Annotated in this window: 17 protein-coding genes and 1 tRNA gene; 13 read left to right on the forward strand and 5 right to left on the reverse strand. The window is 40.4% G+C overall.

The annotated features are described in order from the left end of the window. The first annotated feature begins 186 nt into the window (after window positions 1-186). Together EZJ28_RS10440 and EZJ28_RS10445 are read left to right on the forward strand one after the other, a co-directional pair. Window positions 187-531 (forward strand): hypothetical protein, encoded by a 345-nt coding sequence (locus tag EZJ28_RS10440; RefSeq protein ID WP_131397607.1) that lies wholly within the window; start codon window positions 187-189, stop codon window positions 529-531. Between the two features lie 307 nt (window positions 532-838). After that, window positions 839-913: transfer RNA gene (locus tag EZJ28_RS10445), tRNA-Val, on the forward strand. A 101-nt stretch (window positions 914-1,014) separates the two neighbouring features. Here the strand turns inward: EZJ28_RS10445 and EZJ28_RS16025 are convergent. After that, the gene (locus tag EZJ28_RS16025; protein ID WP_165499066.1) at window positions 1,015-1,158 is read right to left on the reverse strand and encodes a hypothetical protein; all 144 of its coding nucleotides are present in this window, start codon (window positions 1,156-1,158) and stop codon (window positions 1,015-1,017) included. A gap of 120 nt (window positions 1,159-1,278) precedes the next feature. Between EZJ28_RS16025 and EZJ28_RS10450 the strand changes: the two genes are divergently transcribed. Beyond that, window positions 1,279-2,475: a CapA family protein gene (locus EZJ28_RS10450; protein ID WP_242670106.1), complete on the forward strand. Its 1,197-nt coding sequence runs from the start codon at window positions 1,279-1,281 to the stop codon at window positions 2,473-2,475. A 128-nt stretch (window positions 2,476-2,603) separates the two neighbouring features. After that, window positions 2,604-3,107, forward strand: coding sequence for a VOC family protein (locus tag EZJ28_RS10455; protein ID WP_131397609.1), 504 nt, complete (start codon window positions 2,604-2,606; stop codon window positions 3,105-3,107). Between the two features lie 17 nt (window positions 3,108-3,124). On the opposite strand, the gene murF is transcribed toward EZJ28_RS10455, so the two are convergent. Both murF and gldJ read right to left on the reverse strand, forming a co-directional pair. Next, entirely contained in the window at window positions 3,125-4,423 is a 1,299-nt protein-coding gene (murF, locus tag EZJ28_RS10460) for a UDP-N-acetylmuramoyl-tripeptide--D-alanyl-D-alanine ligase (protein ID WP_131397610.1), read from the reverse strand. A 66-nt stretch (window positions 4,424-4,489) separates the two neighbouring features. Then, on the reverse strand, window positions 4,490-6,184 hold the full coding sequence (gene gldJ, locus EZJ28_RS10465; RefSeq protein ID WP_131397612.1) for a gliding motility lipoprotein GldJ: 1,695 nt from the start codon (window positions 6,182-6,184) through the stop codon (window positions 4,490-4,492). A 420-nt stretch (window positions 6,185-6,604) separates the two neighbouring features. On the opposite strand from gldJ, the gene porV reads away from it, so the two are divergent. From porV to EZJ28_RS10510, 9 genes are all read left to right on the forward strand, one after another. Then, entirely contained in the window at window positions 6,605-7,756 is a 1,152-nt protein-coding gene (gene porV / locus EZJ28_RS10470; protein WP_131397614.1) for a type IX secretion system outer membrane channel protein PorV, read from the forward strand. A gap of 82 nt (window positions 7,757-7,838) precedes the next feature. Continuing rightward, window positions 7,839-8,321 carry a cytidine deaminase gene (gene cdd / locus EZJ28_RS10475; protein ID WP_131397616.1) on the forward strand — a complete coding sequence of 161 codons (483 nt, stop codon included), beginning with the start codon at window positions 7,839-7,841 and terminating at the stop codon, window positions 8,319-8,321. A 108-nt stretch (window positions 8,322-8,429) separates the two neighbouring features. Beyond that, window positions 8,430-9,431, forward strand: a complete 1,002-nt coding sequence (gene pdhA / locus EZJ28_RS10480) for a pyruvate dehydrogenase (acetyl-transferring) E1 component subunit alpha (RefSeq protein WP_131397618.1) — start codon at window positions 8,430-8,432, stop codon at window positions 9,429-9,431. Between the two features lie 3 nt (window positions 9,432-9,434). Beyond that, window positions 9,435-11,078, forward strand: a complete 1,644-nt coding sequence (locus tag EZJ28_RS10485; protein ID WP_131397620.1) for a pyruvate dehydrogenase complex dihydrolipoamide acetyltransferase — start codon at window positions 9,435-9,437, stop codon at window positions 11,076-11,078. 63 nt (window positions 11,079-11,141) lie between these two features. Then, window positions 11,142-12,110, forward strand: coding sequence for a M20/M25/M40 family metallo-hydrolase (locus tag EZJ28_RS10490; RefSeq protein ID WP_131397622.1), 969 nt, complete (start codon window positions 11,142-11,144; stop codon window positions 12,108-12,110). Beyond that, window positions 12,110-12,793 carry an SDR family oxidoreductase gene (locus EZJ28_RS10495; RefSeq protein ID WP_131397624.1) on the forward strand — a complete coding sequence of 228 codons (684 nt, stop codon included), beginning with the start codon at window positions 12,110-12,112 and terminating at the stop codon, window positions 12,791-12,793. The genes EZJ28_RS10490 and EZJ28_RS10495 overlap by 1 nt, the downstream gene beginning before the upstream one ends. A 3-nt stretch (window positions 12,794-12,796) precedes the next feature. Next, the gene (locus EZJ28_RS10500) at window positions 12,797-13,396 is read left to right on the forward strand and encodes a SprT-like domain-containing protein (protein ID WP_131397625.1); all 600 of its coding nucleotides are present in this window, start codon (window positions 12,797-12,799) and stop codon (window positions 13,394-13,396) included. Window positions 13,397-13,400: 4 nt separating this feature from the next. Next, a complete protein-coding gene (locus EZJ28_RS10505) occupies window positions 13,401-14,489 on the forward strand; it encodes a mannose-1-phosphate guanylyltransferase (protein ID WP_131397627.1) in 1,089 nt (362 codons plus the stop codon). A gap of 4 nt (window positions 14,490-14,493) precedes the next feature. Continuing rightward, window positions 14,494-15,930: a DUF389 domain-containing protein gene (locus EZJ28_RS10510; RefSeq protein ID WP_131397629.1), complete on the forward strand. Its 1,437-nt coding sequence runs from the start codon at window positions 14,494-14,496 to the stop codon at window positions 15,928-15,930. Here the strand turns inward: EZJ28_RS10510 and EZJ28_RS10515 are convergent, their stop codons facing one another. Both EZJ28_RS10515 and EZJ28_RS10520 read right to left on the reverse strand, forming a co-directional pair. Continuing rightward, a complete protein-coding gene (locus tag EZJ28_RS10515) occupies window positions 15,931-16,695 on the reverse strand; it encodes an ABC transporter ATP-binding protein (RefSeq protein WP_131397631.1) in 765 nt (254 codons plus the stop codon). Between the two features lie 2 nt (window positions 16,696-16,697). Further along, window positions 16,698-17,435: an ABC transporter permease gene (locus EZJ28_RS10520; RefSeq protein ID WP_131397633.1), complete on the reverse strand. Its 738-nt coding sequence runs from the start codon at window positions 17,433-17,435 to the stop codon at window positions 16,698-16,700. Between the last annotated feature and the right edge of the window lie 21 nt (window positions 17,436-17,456).

Here is a 17,456-nt window from a genome sequence, read left to right on the forward strand (position 1 = left end):
TTTAGTTGAAAAATTTGGTTAAATGCTTATAATTACCAAAGGGACGACTTTGATTGAAATAATTTGGGATAAGAATACAACAAAAAGGGTATTGTAATTACTCAAATAACCTCCTAGATTTACACAACCCTATTTATAGAGATTAATTGCCCCAAACAGAGCTTAATTAATTCACCTATTTAATTTATGATGAGAATAAAATCAATTTTTCTCTATGCAATTCTATTTGCAGGAGTTTTAAACATTTTAGGCTGTTCAGCTGAATCTGAAGATGAACTCGGGGTATCTGAACTAACTGCTACTGCATGTCCTGATTTTCAAAATAGCTTCCAGGAGGTAATGAAAGAGTATATGACCTACTCTCAAAACCCAAGTGAGGAAAGCTGTGAAGACTATAAGACCGTCTTGATGAAATTTTACGAGGATTATAATAAATGTCCTACATGGAGTATGCATTACCAGAAGTTCGTTGATGACGCTAAGATCCTGGATTGTTCAGAAGAATCCAGGGGAATAGTATTACCTAAGTAAACCAGGCCTTTTTTATACGAAAAGGTTATATAATAACTCCCAAAGGCTTTTTTTAGATATGTGTATGCATATTTAAAAATACTACTAAACTTTATAGCCAATTACCTTTGGGAGTATTTTTTATCCATTTTTCTTTCTTCCTTACTAATCTCTATGTTTTTTGATTTTCATCCTTGAATTTCGATAATAGACTTACTATAGGCTTTTATAAGATAATGGAGGTAAAGCTCATAGAGATAAGACTAAATTCTTATCAATAAAAACTGCTGACAGAAATTGTCTTTTTAATATATTAGCAGACTGGAAAGAGTGATTAGCTCAGTTGGTTCAGAGCACTACCTTGACAGGGTAGGGGTCACTGGTTCGAATCCAGTATCACTCACGAGAACATTTTATAAAACCCTACAAGCATTGAGTTTGTGGGGTTTGTTAATTTAAATAGTTCTGTTTTTTTTCTTTATGACTATAGTAGGGATTAAGAGGTTACAACTGAGCAAGAGCGAATGCTGCAAGGGACAGCGAAGCAAGGATAATGCTTACGATAAGTATCTTTTGTTCCGTTCTGTTTCTAATTGTTTTCAAATCTTTTTTACTTTCAGTATACAAGAGTACTGCTAATTTCATCATCTGCTTAACGTTTATGGTTCTATTCTTAACGAATTGCATATTTTACCAGTGATTTATCGTGCTGTATTTCAGCAGAATATAAAGATTTTATTTAATTTATATAAGGCAAAAGAGAAGGTTGTGAGGGCAATTTTAGCAGGTCTTATTTTTCTATATTTCTGCTGTGGGAATTCCACCTCTCAAAATACAAATATGACCATGAGTCAGCGGGATAACAGGCTTATTCTTTTCCTGGCAGGAGATGTGATGACCGGTCGCGGAATAGACCAGGCTTTGCCATATTCCGTTCCACCCATTCTGTATGAATCCTATGTAAAAGATGCCCGGGATTATATACATATTGCTGAAAGCGAGAATGGGAACATAAAAATTCCGGTTTCTTATGTTTATCCGTGGGGAGATGCCATGGAAGTTTGGAAAGAAGAAAAGCCCGACCTTAAATTTATCAATCTCGAAACCAGCATTACCACTCATTACGAGGCCTGGCCTCGGAAAGGGATCCATTACCGGATGCATCCTGCAAATATCGAATTACTCAAATCTGCAGGAATAGATCACTGCAGCCTTGCAAATAACCATATGCTGGACTGGAGCAGACCGGGGCTTGAAGAAACTATGAAAACTATTGGAAAGGCCGGGATCAGATTTTCCGGAGCCGGACTGGATAAAATAAACGCTGTTAAGCCGTCGATTTTTTATAAGAATGGGATTAGGATCCTGGTATTTTCTTATGGAGCAGCTAATAGTGGAATTCCTTCGGCCTGGGCAGCCGATCAATCTCAGTCCGGGATAAATTATATCAGTGGTTTTGGGGATAATGAAGTTGAAGAAGTAAGGAAGAATATTCTATCCTATAAAAAGACAGAAGATCTGGTGATCTTTTCCATTCATTGGGGTGGAAATTGGGGATATAAAATTCCAAGAGAGCATATGGATTTTGCCCATCATCTGATTGATGAGGCAGGAGTAGATCTTATCTTTGGTCATTCTTCACATCATCCTTTAGGAATGGAAGTTTATAAAGGAAAGCTTATAATTTATGGAGCAGGGGATTTTATTAACGATTATGAGGGTATCAGGGGGCATGAGGAGTATAGACCTGAATTAAGCCTGATGTATTTTCCGGAGATTGCCCCTCAAAATGGGGAACTTATTAAATTGAAAATTATTCCTATGGAGATAAGAAAGTTCCGTCTGAATCATGCAAAACAGGAACAGATCCGGTGGGTTCGGGAGGTCCTTACAAGGGAAGGAGAGCAATTTGGAAATAAAGTGGAGCATGGAGATGTAGAGAACCTGTTTCTAAAATGGAAATAAGAACCCTGAGCGGGAATTTTGGTTACAGTAACCCCAAATTCCGGGAGGCTTTCAGAATTACAGCAAAGCATAATAAGTTTTTTGGTATTTTCGCTATCTGGAGCTCACTCTGACAGAGCTTATAGCAAATGAATAAAAAGTCCTTTCTAAACCTGATCTTTCTGATCCTGGTGACCACCGCTTTCTCACAAGCTCCGGTAGAGAAACCTCACGATTGTTTTAATGAACTTAAATTTGAGTCGGGATTCATTGCTATCACCACTCATTATAATAGTGAACTTGCGAAATGGTATGAAGAAAGTTTTGGAATGAATTCCATAAAGGAATTTACATCAAAGGACGGCAGATCTTTCGGGATCATTCTGCGCAGGGATCAGTTCGTAGTTGAAATAATTCACGCCAAAGAACTAAAGGAAAACCAGGGGCCTTCTTCTGAAGTTAGAAGCGGTCTTTTGAAATTTGGAGTGTATGTTAATGCTGATCTTTTTTCCTTAAAAGACTGTTTGCTGAAAGAAGGAGTGAAGGCGGGGAGAATTTTCAGAGATGAAGAGCTGGGAGAAGAACTTTTACTTGTAAGGGATCCAGAGGGGAATATGATCGAGATAATCAGCCGACTAATGCCGGCTGAATAATAAAATCTTTATATTAATTATTTTCCTTTTATAATTGATTCCAGAGCTCTTTCCAGGGCCATTCCTCGTGAACCTTTAATTAGAAAATAACAGTTCTCAAAATTGGTTTCTTCCAGATGTTGCTTGAGGCTGTCCATACTTTTAAATTTAAAGATGAAGTCACTGCTGGTATTTGTTCTTTTGAAATTATCACCAAGGAGGTAAGTCTCAGAAAAATTACTGTTTTCCACAAAATTTGCTATCACCTGATGTTCCGTTTCTGCTGCGCTTCCTAATTCAAACATATCGCCCAGGATCGCTATCTTCTGCTTGCTGGTCTTAAGATCCTTAAAGTTTTGGAGGGCTGCATGCATACTGGTAGGATTCGCATTGTAGGCATCCATAATAATAAGGTTGCTTCCGCTTTCAATTACCTGGGAACGGTTATTTTGTGGACTATATTCCTGAATCGCCTGTTGTATTTCCTCGAATTTTACCTTAAAATAAAGGCCTATACATAATGCAGCAGCAATATTAGTAGTATTGTAGTCTCCCGTAAGCTTGCTTTGGAATTCGGTTTTGTTGTATAGCACCTGGGCAGTGGGTAGACCCCTTTGATATTTCATTTTAACATCGGCCAGTCGGCTTTCTCCAAAAGTGAAGGTGTGCTTGTAGTTATGATGTTTCTTCTGTATCTCATCATCCAGATTTAAAAAAATAAGCTTGTTCTTCTCCTGCAAATGCTTGTAGAGCTCTGTTTTTCCTTTAATCACGCCTTCCAGGCTGCCAAAACCTTCCAGATGGGCTTTTCCGAAATTGGTGATATAACCATAATCAGGATTTGCGATACTGCATAGAAATTCTATTTCAAGTTGATGGTTGGCACCCATTTCCACAATGCCAAATTCGGTTTCCCCATCCATGGAAAGGAGGGTGAGAGGCACACCAATATGATTGTTAAGGTTGCCTTTGGTTGCTATGGTTTTGAACTTTCTGGAAAGTACCGCCTGCAGCAATTCTTTGGTAGTGGTTTTACCGTTGCTTCCGGTGATACCAAGGATTGGTAACCCAAGGTAATTACGATGAAAAATGGCAAGTTTCTGCAAAGCTTCCAGCACATCCTTCACCACTATATAATCTTCCTTGTTTTCTGCGTATTTCTTATCATCTACCACAGCGTATCGGGCTCCTTTTTGAAGAGCTTCCGCGGCAAATTTATTGCCATTGAAGTTATCTCCTTTAAGGGCAAAGAACATACTGTCTTTTTTGATCTTTCTTGTGTCTGTGTCCGCGCCGGAACAAAGAAGAAAGCGCTGATGGAGTCGGGCTGAATTCATAAATTAAAACTATAAAAAAAGCCCTAAACAAGTTAGGGCTTTAAGTTTATTTTATAATGCTTCCTGCTAATTGTTGCTTCGAGCAGTCTTATTTTTATCAAGAGATTTTGAACCTACTCTGGACATCGCATTTCTAAAGCCGATATAATCGGTAGCCATATCCTGAGGGAAGTAACGTCGCTGAGCCGGATCTAACCAGTAAGCTCTGTCTCTCCAGCTACCCCCTTTATAAACTCTTACCTCATTACTTATAAGGGTGGTCCTTTTTTCCTTGTCATAACCTCTTTCTTCCAGTGTAGAGGTTGCACTGCTGTCACTATAAGTGAAATTATCATAAGTGGGGGAATTGTACATACGTTTTCCAGGATCGTCAACCTCCTGGAAAGGCTGGTAATACCTGCTTGAGCTCTTATCTCCGTCACGGTAGTCTCTTTGATCGCTTTCGGTGAAATTCGTTCTCATATAAGTGTCCTCATCTGTCACCGGTACCTGAGCTATTTCACCTGGAAGATTCCTTGCTACAAGTTTACCATTACTTAAGGTGTCGTATACAATATCTTCTGTTCCAACCACCTTCACTGTTCCGTCTTCTGTGATAGCATGTTTGGTGTAAACGTTACCACGGTAATAGTTGAAGTCGTTAAACTCGTCATCTACTATTGGTCGGTATACATCCGCTACCCATTCTGCAACATTTCCGGCCATATCGTAAAGTCCAAAATCATTAGGCTCATAAGATTTTACTTCGGCAGTAATATCTGCACCATCATCACTCCATCCGGCGATACCACCATAATCACCATCTCCCTGTTTGAAGTTGGCTAGCTGATCGCCCATTCTCTTAACGTCTCCATTTCGGGTATACTGACCATCCCATGGATATTTCTTTCTACCTCTGTAGGTGTTATAATTTCTAATTCCGGTAAGTCCAAGCGCCGCATATTCCCATTCAGCTTCGGTTGGAAGCCTGTATTCAGGATAGATTAGCCCGCTTTCACGTCCCGGGTATACATTTTTTATAGTTTCGCCGGCTTCATTGGTTTCATTCAAGCGGTCCTGAGCTTCATCTCCTCCCTGACTAATCTCGGTATTTCCACCATAGGCCTTGCTCGGGGTATGAATATAAGTTTCAGTATTAAAGGTAGAAGATGCATCAACATCTGTAAGGTGAGCGCCTTCCTTGATAAAGCCTTCGTCCTCCAGTCTGTATTCGTTAACACGATCTGTTCTCCATTTACTGAATTCCACTGCCTGGATCCAGCTAACACCTACAACCGGATATTCAGCGTAAGCAGGGTGGCGAAGATAGTTAGTGACCATGGTTTCGTTATAACCCAGTCTGTTTCTCCATACCAGAGTATCTGGCAGGGCTCCGTTATAAATATTCCTGTAATTCTCTTCACTTGGAGGGAAAACCCTTCTTAACCAGTCAAGATATTCGAGATACATCTTGTTGGTTACCTCAGTCTCGTCCATATAAAAGGACTGCACATGCTGCTGGGTTGGTGTATTGTTCCAGTCGTGCATAGGATCATCCTGCACGCGTCCCATGGTGTAAGTTCCTCCTTCTACAAATACCAGTCCCGGAGCAGCTTCCTGTTCTTTATAATCCGTATTATACTGAAAACCTCCTTCATCCGAATTGATATCCCATCCGGTTGCACGGGAAGTATTTTTGTAATTGTTGGATTTATTACAGCTTAGTAAGCTAACGCCACAAACAACAGCAATAACGGCTTTTAAAGCTACATTCAATTTCATATTATTTCCTTCTTTATGATAGAAATTTAGGCCTTGCAATATACTAATTAACGCTAAATGTACAAGATTATTTTGTTATTTCTAAAACGCTAAACAATTGTATAACTGTCTGATATGCTACTACCTGAGATAAATTTATATCGGTTTAAGTATTAGGCTTTTAGACTTTTTCCAGATATACCGATTTACTAACGGCGGCAATTGGCTTAAATTGTACAACCAATAGAGGTTTTATCGAATATTTATGTCTTTTGTCTGTTGGCTGCAATAAATTCGCCTATTTTAAGTTATATTCATTAACCCCTGGCCTTCTTGTAATCTTAAATTTTTAAGTTAAATCCTTATAAGAAAGCATTTTCATTAATTGCTTCTTTCTTAACAGGAATATTACTATATATTTGTTTATCATTAACTGCTATAATGAAAAAAATTACATTCTTTCTGATAGGGGCAATCATACTTGCCGATTTCTCCATGTTTGCCCAGGAGCAACGAGACAGGGTTATCACCACAGCAGTTCCTTTTTTATTGGTAGCTGCCGATGCCAGAGCGGCGGGACTGGGAGATCAGGGGGTTGCGACTTCACCAGATGCTTATTCACAACAATGGAACCCGGCAAAATATGCTTTCTATGAATATAAAAACGGTGCAGGAGTAGGTTATACTCCTTACCTAAGCCGAATAGTTAATGATATTTTTCTGGGGGGTCTTAGTTATGTGCAAAAGCTTAATGATAGAAGTGCATTTGCTGGTAGCCTGAGGTATTTTAGTATTGGATCAATAGAAATACGAGACTCTTTTGAACAGATTCAACCTCTTATTGCTAATCCCAACTCCTTTACATTAGACCTTTCATATTCACTTAAACTGAGTGAAGATTTTTCAATGGCTGTAGCCGGGAGATATTTAAGATCTGATTTGGATACCGGCGGTAATGATGATGTGGCGGGGTCTACTTTTGGAGTGGATGTGGCTGCTTACTATCAAAGTAAACAAATAACCTACAGTTCTTTTGACGGTAGATGGAGATTGGGTGCGAATATTTCCAATATAGGGCCTAAAATTAAATATGACGATGCCGGCCAGGAAAACTTTATACCCACCAATCTGAGCCTGGGTGGTGGTTTTGATTTTATTTTTGATGCAGAAAATAAATTAGGGACTTATCTTGAGTTCAATAAATTACTGGTTCCTACACCTCAGGATTTTAATGGTGATGGAGAGATTAATAATTTGGATGATGAAATTTATAATGATATAGGTTCCATAGAGGGGATTTTTAAATCTTTCGGTGATGCGCCCGATGGCCTTTCGGAAGAAATGAAAGAGATCACCGTGGCTTTGGGTGCCGAATATTGGTATCAGGATAAATTTTCGCTCAGGGCAGGATATTTCAATGAAAGTGAAGAAAAGGGCTTTAGAAGGTTCTTCTCTTTAGGAGCAGGTTTCGCTTATGAATCTGTAATAATTGATGCATCCTATTTATTTTCAACCTCTTCTGTTCCAAGTCCGCTGGAGGGAACGCTTCGATTTGGTTTAAGTTTTAATTTTGGTGATAATTTCAGCAATTAAACAGTTCTAAATTCTTAAAACTCTCTTATTAAGGTTTGAAACCGCTATGGTTTCTCTTACCTTGCCTTTCCAATAGAAATATATGAAGCCACTTACAATTACTTCCCGGCTGGAAGTTTATGATACACCGGAAGAGCTTCCGGAGGATGTACAGCGATTAATGGAAACCGCCGCTGAAGCACGAGAAGCTGCATATGCTCCTTATTCGAGTTTTAAAGTTGGCGCAGCCATATTGCTGGAGAATAAGGAAGTGATAATTGGTAGTAACCAGGAAAACGCTTCTTATCCCTCAGGCTTATGCGCCGAAAGAACCGCGGTGTATGCTGCAGGTGCCAAATATCCGGATGTTCCCATTCTTAAGGTGGTGATAACTGCCAGATCTATGAGGCATCAGGTGGTTTCTCCTGTGCCGCCATGCGGGGCGTGCCGGCAGGCGCTGGTAGAATATGAAGTGAAACAGGATAGCCCGATGGAAGTCTATTTTATGGGTGAGACAGGAAAGGTTGTTAAAGCAGATTCAGTAAAGGATTTGCTGCCTCTTGTTTTTGATAATTCCTGCCTATAAGGTTTTCGTATTTTTGCCAGAAAACAGTTTTCGTTTCTTATTGAAAATAGTATTTTTGTTATCCGCTTGGCAAAACCAATCTGTCTGGCCTTAAAATATAGATTTTAAATGAAGAAAATAACAAAAGCCACCTACTTGAAGTGGTACGAGGAGATGCTGTTCTGGCGCAAATTCGAAGATAAACTTGCGCAGGTTTATATCCAACAGAAAGTTAGAGGATTTTTACATTTATATAACGGGCAGGAAGCCATTTTGGCAGGAGCACTGCATGTAATGGACCTTGAAAAGGACCGTATGATCACGGCTTATCGTAACCATGTTCAGCCAATCGGGATGGGAGTTGATCCAAAACGAGTAATGGCCGAGCTTTATGGAAAAGGTACCGGGACCTCTCAGGGGCTTGGTGGTTCCATGCATATATTTTCAAAAGAGCATAGATTCTATGGTGGTCATGGGATCGTGGGAGGACAGATCCCTCTTGGAGCCGGGATCGCTTTTGCAGATAAATATCACAAAAGAGATTCGGTAACCTTAACTTTTATGGGTGATGGTGCTGTAAGACAGGGTTCTCTTCATGAAACTCTTAATATGGCGGTAAACTGGAATCTTCCGGTTGTTTTCTGTGTTGAGAATAATGGTTATGCTATGGGTACTTCAGTGGCACGTACCTCTAAGGACCCTGAAATATGGAAATTAGGTAAAGGCTATGAAATGCCTTGCGGACCTGTAGATGCTATGAATCCCGTGAAGGTGGCCGAAGCATTTGACGAGGCGATCAAAAGAGCGAGAAAAGGTGATGGTCCTACTTTCCTTGAACTGAAAACATATCGATACAGAGGTCACTCTATGAGTGATGCCCAAAAGTACAGAACCAAGGAAGAAGTGGCAGAATATCAGAAGCTGGATCCAATTACTCAGGTTCTGGATGTTATTAAGGAGAAGAAGTACGCTTCAGAAAAAGAAATTAAGGAGATAAATAAAAGGGTTAAAGACAGGGTTGCAGAATGTGAGAAATTCGCAGATGAATCTGATTTCCCTGAAAAAAGCGTAATGTACGATGTGGTTTACGAACAGGAGGATTATCCTTTCCTATCACATAAATTAGATTAGACTATGGCAGAAGTTATCAAAATGCCACGTTTGAGCGATACCATGGAAGAAGGTACGGTTGCAAAGTGGCTTAAACAAAAAGGAGACAAGGTAGAAGAAGGAGATATTCTTGCCGAGATCGAAACCGATAAGGCAACGATGGAATTCGAATCCTTTTATGAAGGAACTTTGCTTCATATTGGTATTGAAGAAGGTGATGGTGCACCAGTTGATGCCCTTCTTGCCATAATTGGAGAAGAGGGAGAAGATATTTCAGATCTTTTGGATGGCGGAGCTGATGATTCTGCTGAGAAAAAAGAGGATAAAAAAGAAGAGTCTGAGAAGGAAGAATCTAAAGAGGATTCTGATTCTGACGAAGAAGATAATGATGGAGAGATTCCTGAAGGTGTAGAGATCATCAAGATGCCTCGTCTTAGTGATACCATGGAAGAAGGTACCGTGGCCAGCTGGCTGAAGCAGGAAGGTGATAAAGTGGAGGAAGGAGATATACTTGCCGAGATCGAGACCGATAAGGCTACTATGGAATTCGAATCCTTCTATGAGGGTACACTTCTGAAAATTGGTATTCAGGAGGGTGAATCGGCCAAGGTAGATAGTCTTCTTGCTATTATAGGTCCTGAAGGAACCGATGTTTCCAAGATCGATGTGTCCGGAGGATCTTCTAAAAAAGCGAAGAAATCGGAATCTAAGGAAGATAAGAAAGACGATACTAAAGAGCAGAAAGAGGAAACCGGGTCTCAGGCCGAAGGAAAAGACGGTGGAAGGATATTCGCTTCTCCTTTAGCGAAAAAGATGGCTGAGGATAAAGGTATAGACCTTGCTGATGTAAAAGGCTCTGGTGAGAACGGAAGGATCGTTAAGAAAGACATCGAAAACTTCAAAGGAGCAGAAAAACCTGCTGCTAAAGAGGCTGAAAAGGCCGAAGAGACTACGGCTTCTTTGCAGCCGTACGTTCCTGCGGGAGAAGAGAGCTTCGAGGAGCGCAAGAATTCGCAAATGCGTAAGATTATTGCCAAACGACTTGGTGAATCCAAATTCACGGCGCCACATTATTATCTCACCATAGAGGTGGATATGGCAAACGCAATGGCTTCGCGTAAACATATCAATGAGATGCCAGATGTTAAGGTGTCTTTTAATGATATGGTGATAAAGGCTTCAGCTATGGCACTTAGAAAGCATCCTCAGGTAAACAGTCAGTGGACCGGAGATACGATGAAGCTTGCCAAGCATATCCATATGGGGGTTGCAGTGGCGGTTGAAGAAGGACTCGTGGTTCCTGTTCTGAAATTTGCAGACCAGATGTCGCTTACTCAAATTGGAGGCAATGTGAAGGACCTTGCCGGTAAGGCGCGAAATAAAAAGATTCAACCTTCTGAAATGGAAGGTAGTACCTTTACGGTATCTAATCTTGGAATGTTTGGGATTGTTGAGTTTACAAGTATTATAAACCAGCCTAACTCGGCTATCCTTTCAGTAGGAACTATCGTGGAAAAACCGGTAGTAAGGAACGGTGAGATCGTGGTAGGTCATACTATGAAGCTTACACTTGCTTGTGATCATCGTACAGTAGATGGGGCAACTGGAGCTGCATTCCTGCAAACATTAAAAACCTATCTTGAGAATCCGGTAACCATGCTGGCATAATCAAGATATCTGATAAATATTTCGAATCCCGCCTAATCGCGGGATTTTTTTATCTTTAGCAGTATGAGAAAAAAATTGCATTTACCGGTTTTAGCCGGATTCTTCATGATGATTCTTTCATCTCTTCCTGTTGGTGCCCAGAGGGCTCAGCATCCCGAAATTGAAATTTCCCGAAATACGATCCGAGAGGCCATGGAATACCTGGCTTCAGATGAACTTGCAGGCCGGAATACGGGTTCTGAAGAGATTGATATGGCTGCCAGTTTTATTGAAGGTAAATTCAACGAATTCGGTTTGAAGCCTTATTTCAAAACATACCGTGACAGTTTTGCTATAGGTGAGCTTCAGGCATATAATATAGTAGGAGTAGCAGAGGGGATCGATGAGGAGCTTAAAGATGAGTTTATAATTATAGGTGCTCATTACGATCATGTGGGGAAGATTAAATCGGTAAATGGAGATGAGATTGCCAATGGAGCAAATGATAATGCTTCAGGTACAGTTGGGGTCATGGAACTTGCTAAATATTTTGGTGTCCTCAGAGAGAATAAACGTAGTGTAATGTTTGTTCTGTTCTCCGGAGAAGAAAAAGGGCTCAGGGGCTCTAAGCATCTGGCAGCAAAACTTAAGAAAGATGGTATTGATCTGTATGCTATGGTGAATCTGGAAATGATAGGAGTTCCCATGAAGGATAAAGATTATCTTGCTTATGTGACCGGATATGAGAACTCTAATCTTGCAAAAAAGTTCAATGAATATTCCTATGAAGAGAATGTTCTGGGATTTTTTCCCCAGGCTAAACAGCTCAACCTTTTCAAAAGAAGTGATAATTATCCTTTCTACCAGGAATTTAAAGTGCCCGCTCAAACCATTTGTACCTTTGATTTTTCGAATTATCCCTATTACCACCACGTAGATGATGAGGTGGGCCTCATGGATTATGAACATATGGCAAATCTCGTGGAAAATCTTCTGCCAGGACTTATGAAAATGTCTACAACTGAAATAAAAGAAATAAAACTGACTGAGTAATGAAGAATGTCGTAATTACAGGAACGAGTAGGGGAATAGGCTTTGAAATGGTCTCGCTCTTTTCAGAAATGGGGCATAATGTGCTTGCCTTATCACGAAATAAGAAACCCGTAAAAGATAGAAAACTGGCAAATGTAAATTCCTTTTCCTTTGATATTACGGACGAGGACAGTCATTTAAGAGCCATAAAGTTTATTGAAGACAACTGGAATTCTAAAGTGGATATCCTGATTAATAATGCAGGAGCCCTTTTAAACAAGGCTTTTGGAGAAACCACCTCAAATGACTTCAGGGCGATTTATGAAGTGAATGTTATTGGGGTGGCTGCTGTTAGCCGTAAACTCCTTCCTTTTATGAGCAAGGATTCACATGTGGTGAATATAAGCAGTATGGGAGGTATTCAGGGAAGTTTGAAGTTTCCGGGCCTTGCCGCCTATAGTTCCAGTAAGGGAGCTCTTTTAACCCTAACCGAATTACTCGCGGAAGAATATAAAGAAACAGGCCCTTCTTTTAATGCTCTTGCACTTGGCGCGGTACAGACCGAAATGCTTGAAGAAGCATTTCCCGGATATAAGGCCCCGGTTACAGCCGAAGAGATGGCTGAATATATAGTTGATTTTAGTCTTAAAGGACATAAGCTTTATAACGGAAAAATCATGCAGGTTTCGAATAGTACTCCCTAACGAATGAAGGATATTCTTAAAAAATATTTACCAGTAAATTCGGTGGAGCCGGTGTCTGCACTTATTAAAATGAATGGGGTTCATTTAAAGATCGTAAACGAACGCGTGACACGGCATGGGGATTATAGAAGAATGCCTGACGGTTCCCAGCAAATCACCATTAATGCCAACCTTAATAAATATAGATTCCTCATAACCACTATTCATGAAATTGCACATTTAGTGGCATTTCAGAAATACGGCAGGCATATAAAGCCACATGGTGATGAATGGAAACACTGTTTCAGGAGTTTGATGCTGCCGTTCATAAGGCCCGAAATATTTCCGAATTCTCTGCTTCCTTTGATCGCGAATCACTTCAGGAATCCCAGGGCAAGCAGTGATACCGATGCCAGATTATCTGTCGCTTTAAAAGAATTTGATCCTCAGAATGATAAAAACTATATTTTTGAAATCCCTTTTGGTAGTCTGTTCAAGATACATAATGGGAAAACATTTAAAAAGGGAGCCAGGAAGATCAAGCGTTATGAATGCCTGGAAGTAGATACTGGCAAGATCTATCTGTTTCAGCCAAACGCTGAGGTACATTTATTAAAGATTTGAGTCTATGATTGGAAAGAAAAAGGATAATTATTATGCGATATTAATGGCTGGTGGAGTGGGATCCAGGTTCTGGCCTTCCAGCAAAGCTTCCAGTCCCAAGCAGTTTATCGATATTCTGGGTGTTGGCGAAACCCTTTTCCAAACCACTTTCAAGAGATTGTCCAGGCTAATTCCTATTGAAAATATCTATGTGCTTACCAACGAAAAGTATGTTGAAGTGATAAAGGAGCAGGTTCCCAAGATAAAGGATGAGCAAATTGTTCCTGAACCGGATATGAGGAATACAGCTCCCAGTATTCTGCTTGGCGCCATGAAGATTTTTAAAAAGGATTCCAGTGCAATTACGCTGGTAGCTCCAAGTGATCACTGGATTAAAGATGAGGATGAATTTTTGGAGACTATTCAGTTGGCCTTTGAAAAAGCAGCAGAAGGTAATCGACTTCTTACTTTGGGAATAGAGCCGGACTCACCTAACACTGGATATGGATATATAAAATATAATAAGGCGGAAAAGTCTACTATTAAAAAGGTTGAAAAATTTACTGAAAAACCAAATCTTTCACGTGCTAAAAAGTTTATCGAGGCTGGTAATTATGCCTGGAACGCCGGTATTTTTATCTGGAGTGCGGGTTTTATAATAGAAAATTTCAAAGAACATCTTCCAGATATGTATGCTCTTTTCAAAAAAGGTGAAGAAGTTTGGAATACCAGGCAAGAGAAGGAGTTTCTTGAAAAGAACTATGGAAAGGCCAGTAACATCTCTATAGATTACGGGATCATGGAAAAGGCTGATTCGGTTTATGTAATGCCTGTGGATTTTAGCTGGAACGACCTTGGGACCTGGACTTCTGTTCAGAGCGAATTGCCTTCTGATGAGAATGGAAATACCCTTGTAAATACAAGGTTGCACAGTAAAAATGCCAGCGGAAATATTATTTCAAGCAATAAAAAGATCGTGGCCCTTATGGATATTTCAGATTATATAATCGTTGAAGATAAAGAGGTGCTGATGATAGTTCCAAAATCAAAGGAACAGGAGATCAAAAAATTAAGGGAAGAGGTGATGGAGAAATTTGGAGAAGAACTCGGGTAAAAATATGGCAGAAACAAATAACAATAAAAATGCTTCTAATGCTAATTCAGACAGGGATAACCTGGCCGAAGATGCCAAACAGATGCGTGATCACGCAAGAAGCTTTTTTAGTCGCTTGCTGGATATAAGACCAGATACCGACCGGGAATCGACTCTTGAGGCGGTTCAAAAAGATATATCATTTAAAGGCCATAATGCCTGGATTCTGATATTTTCCATTTTTGTAGCTTCCATAGGCCTTAATGTTAGTAGTACGGCAGTGGTAATAGGCGCCATGCTTATCTCTCCGCTTATGGGGCCTATTGTGGGTGTAGGGATGGCCGTTGCCATCAATGATGTGGATACCCTTAGAAGGTCCTTTGTTAACCTTGGGATTATGGTTGGCCTAAGTGTACTCACCGCTACCGTATATTTCTTTATTTCTCCGGTCAAGAATGAAACCCCAGAGCTGGTGGCCCGTACCTATCCTACTATTCTGGATGTGTTGGTAGCCATTTTTGGTGGTCTTGCTCTAATAGTCGCCAAGACAAAAAAAGGAACTATTGCCAGCGTGATTCTGGGGGTTGCCATAGCAACCGCCCTTATGCCTCCATTATGTACGGTAGGATATGGAATTGCAACTGCGAAATGGCAGTTCGCCCTTGGAGCACTTTACTTATTCTCAATTAATGCGGTCTTCATTGCCCTTTCCACTTTTGTAGTCGCAAAACTGCTAGGGTTTCCATTGGTAAGATATGCTAATAGCCGAAGACGTCGGAAAATTGCCCAGGTAGCCTCTACCATTGCAATTATTGTGATGATCCCCAGTGTAATCCTTTTTGTGAATCTGTTAAGACAACAGGTTTTTGAAAGTAAGGCAGATGAGTTCTTCGATGAAACCGTTCAGTATGCCGGGGCCGAAACGATAAAGGCAACCAGGGACTATAAGACCAGAACACTGGAAGTATATTTAATAGGTAACCAGGTTCCGCAAGGTACTATCGAGACTTGGGAGCAGCGAATGAGGGAAATTGAAGCACTAAAAGAATCTCAGCTCATCGTGCACCAGGGAAAGGACCAGACCCAGGATATAAATCGCCTGTCTACGGAGCTTAGAAGTGGGATCCTGGAGGATCTCTATGTAAAGAATCAGGAGGTACTTGAAAATAAAGATAAGCGAATTGGACTTCTGGAAACCGAACTGGCCAAATACAGAGGTGATCAATTCTCCTTTTCAGATCTTAGCCGGGAAGCCAAGATCAATTATGAGAATATTGAAGAAATAGGATATTCTAATTTGATTACTACCAATTTCCAGAAGCAGGATACTATTCCAACTTTTACAGTAACCTGGAATTCCGACTTAAGAAATTCTGAGTTAAAAGAACAGCAACAAAAATTTGAGAGCTGGATGAAAGTTCGATTAAAACTTGATACGATTGCTATTAAGAATGTAAGGTGATCATTGTCCCTGCTGCTGGGCGTCTCTCACTTTCTGGAAAAGGTCCGATGAATAAACGAAATCGGTCACCGCTTCGTCCTTGGTTTTGAAGATTTCATGTTTGGTACCCTTCCATGCCAGCACACCGTCTTTTAAGAAAGCAATACGCTCTCCTATCTCCAGTACCGAATTCATATCGTGCGTAATAAGAACGGTAGTGATATCATTTTCATGGGTTAGATCCTGTATAAGATTATCTATCACCGTGGCGGTCTTTGGATCCAGACCGGAGTTAGGTTCATCACAAAAGAGGTATTTTGGTTTATTTACGATGGCTCTTGCGATGGCCACTCTTTTCTGCATTCCCCCACTTATTTCTGAAGGCATCTTTTTTCCGGTTCCTTCCAGGTTGACCCTTTCCAGAACTTCATGAACACGGGAAAGCATTTCTTTTCTTCTTTGTTTGGTAAACATTCTAAGCGGAAACATAACATTTTCTTCCACGTTCATGGAATCGAACAGCGCTCCGCCCTGAAATAACATGCCTATTTCTTTCCGGAGTTCTCTTTGTTCCTCGTCTGAAAAGGAAGAGAAGGGTTTTCCATCATAGGCAATGGTTCCTCTGTCAGGTTTAAATAAGCCCAGCATACATTTTAAAAAAACACTCTTTCCTGAACCTGACTGGCCAATGATAAGGTTAGTCTTTCCTCTTTCAAAGACATAGTCTATTCCTTTTAGCACCTCCTGCCCTTCAAATCCTTTATATAAATCCTTTACTTCGATCATCTTTAGCTTAATAAGAGTTGTGTTACAATATAGTTCGTAACAATAAGCACTACGCTGGTCCATACAAAAGAGGTAGTGGCGGCTTCACCAACCTCCAGGGCTCCGCCTTTCATATAGTAGCCATGGTAAGCGGGTACCGTGGCAAGAATAAAGGCGAACATAAAGGTCTTTATAAAAGCATAGGTGAGGTGGAAGGGTGTAAAATCCTCCTGAAGACCGGTTATAAACTGGTCTGAAGTTACAAAACCTCCAAGCACGGCAGCAGTATAGGCACCACTCATTCCCAGGAACATAGATATCGCAATAACAAAAGGGTAGGTGAGCATAGCTATGATCTTGGGAAAGATGAGATAATTCTTGGAATTTATCCCCATTACTTCCAGAGCATCTATCTGTTCGGTTACCCGCATGGATCCAATACTGGAAGTTATATATGAGCCTACTTTACCGGCCATGATTATGGAGATGAAAGTAGGTGAGAATTCCAGTATTACCGATTGTCTGGCGGCATAGGCCACAAGCGTTTTTGGAATAAGAGGATTGTTGAGGTTAAGTGCTGTTTGGATTGCAACTACTGCCCCGATGAAGAAGGATAGAAAAGCGACTATCCCCATAGATCCCATTATCAGATCATTTATTTCTTTAAGGATCAGATTCCGAAGCACAGAAGTTTTCGTCATTCGGCCAAAAACTCCTTTAAGCATTAAAAAATATTCCCCAATGGAGTGCAGGTAGGTCATTTATTGCAAATTGAAAGGCTA

This window comes from Gramella sp. KN1008 (genome assembly GCF_004332155.1).
Taxonomy (GTDB): Bacteria; Bacteroidota; Bacteroidia; order Flavobacteriales; family Flavobacteriaceae; genus Christiangramia.

What these genes read in the sequence shown, in the direction of transcription:
- EZJ28_RS10440 (WP_131397607.1), top strand. Translation starts at nt 187, where the DNA reads ATGATGAGAATAAAATCAATTTTTCTCTATGCAATTCTATTTGCAGGA.
- EZJ28_RS16025 (WP_165499066.1), bottom strand. Translation starts at nt 1,158, where the DNA reads ATGATGAAATTAGCAGTACTCTTGTATACTGAAAGTAAAAAAGATTTG.
- EZJ28_RS10455 (WP_131397609.1), top strand. Translation starts at nt 2,604, where the DNA reads ATGAATAAAAAGTCCTTTCTAAACCTGATCTTTCTGATCCTGGTGACC.
- murF (WP_131397610.1), bottom strand. Translation starts at nt 4,423, where the DNA reads ATGAATTCAGCCCGACTCCATCAGCGCTTTCTTCTTTGTTCCGGCGCG.
- gldJ (WP_131397612.1), bottom strand. Translation starts at nt 6,184, where the DNA reads ATGAAATTGAATGTAGCTTTAAAAGCCGTTATTGCTGTTGTTTGTGGC.
- porV (WP_131397614.1), top strand. Translation starts at nt 6,605, where the DNA reads ATGAAAAAAATTACATTCTTTCTGATAGGGGCAATCATACTTGCCGAT.
- cdd (WP_131397616.1), top strand. Translation starts at nt 7,839, where the DNA reads ATGAAGCCACTTACAATTACTTCCCGGCTGGAAGTTTATGATACACCG.
- pdhA (WP_131397618.1), top strand. Translation starts at nt 8,430, where the DNA reads ATGAAGAAAATAACAAAAGCCACCTACTTGAAGTGGTACGAGGAGATG.
- EZJ28_RS10485 (WP_131397620.1), top strand. Translation starts at nt 9,435, where the DNA reads ATGGCAGAAGTTATCAAAATGCCACGTTTGAGCGATACCATGGAAGAA.
- EZJ28_RS10490 (WP_131397622.1), top strand. Translation starts at nt 11,142, where the DNA reads ATGAGAAAAAAATTGCATTTACCGGTTTTAGCCGGATTCTTCATGATG.
- EZJ28_RS10495 (WP_131397624.1), top strand. Translation starts at nt 12,110, where the DNA reads ATGAAGAATGTCGTAATTACAGGAACGAGTAGGGGAATAGGCTTTGAA.
- EZJ28_RS10500 (WP_131397625.1), top strand. Translation starts at nt 12,797, where the DNA reads ATGAAGGATATTCTTAAAAAATATTTACCAGTAAATTCGGTGGAGCCG.
- EZJ28_RS10505 (WP_131397627.1), top strand. Translation starts at nt 13,401, where the DNA reads ATGATTGGAAAGAAAAAGGATAATTATTATGCGATATTAATGGCTGGT.
- EZJ28_RS10510 (WP_131397629.1), top strand. Translation starts at nt 14,494, where the DNA reads ATGGCAGAAACAAATAACAATAAAAATGCTTCTAATGCTAATTCAGAC.
- EZJ28_RS10515 (WP_131397631.1), bottom strand. Translation starts at nt 16,695, where the DNA reads ATGATCGAAGTAAAGGATTTATATAAAGGATTTGAAGGGCAGGAGGTG.
- EZJ28_RS10520 (WP_131397633.1), bottom strand. Translation starts at nt 17,435, where the DNA reads ATGACCTACCTGCACTCCATTGGGGAATATTTTTTAATGCTTAAAGGA.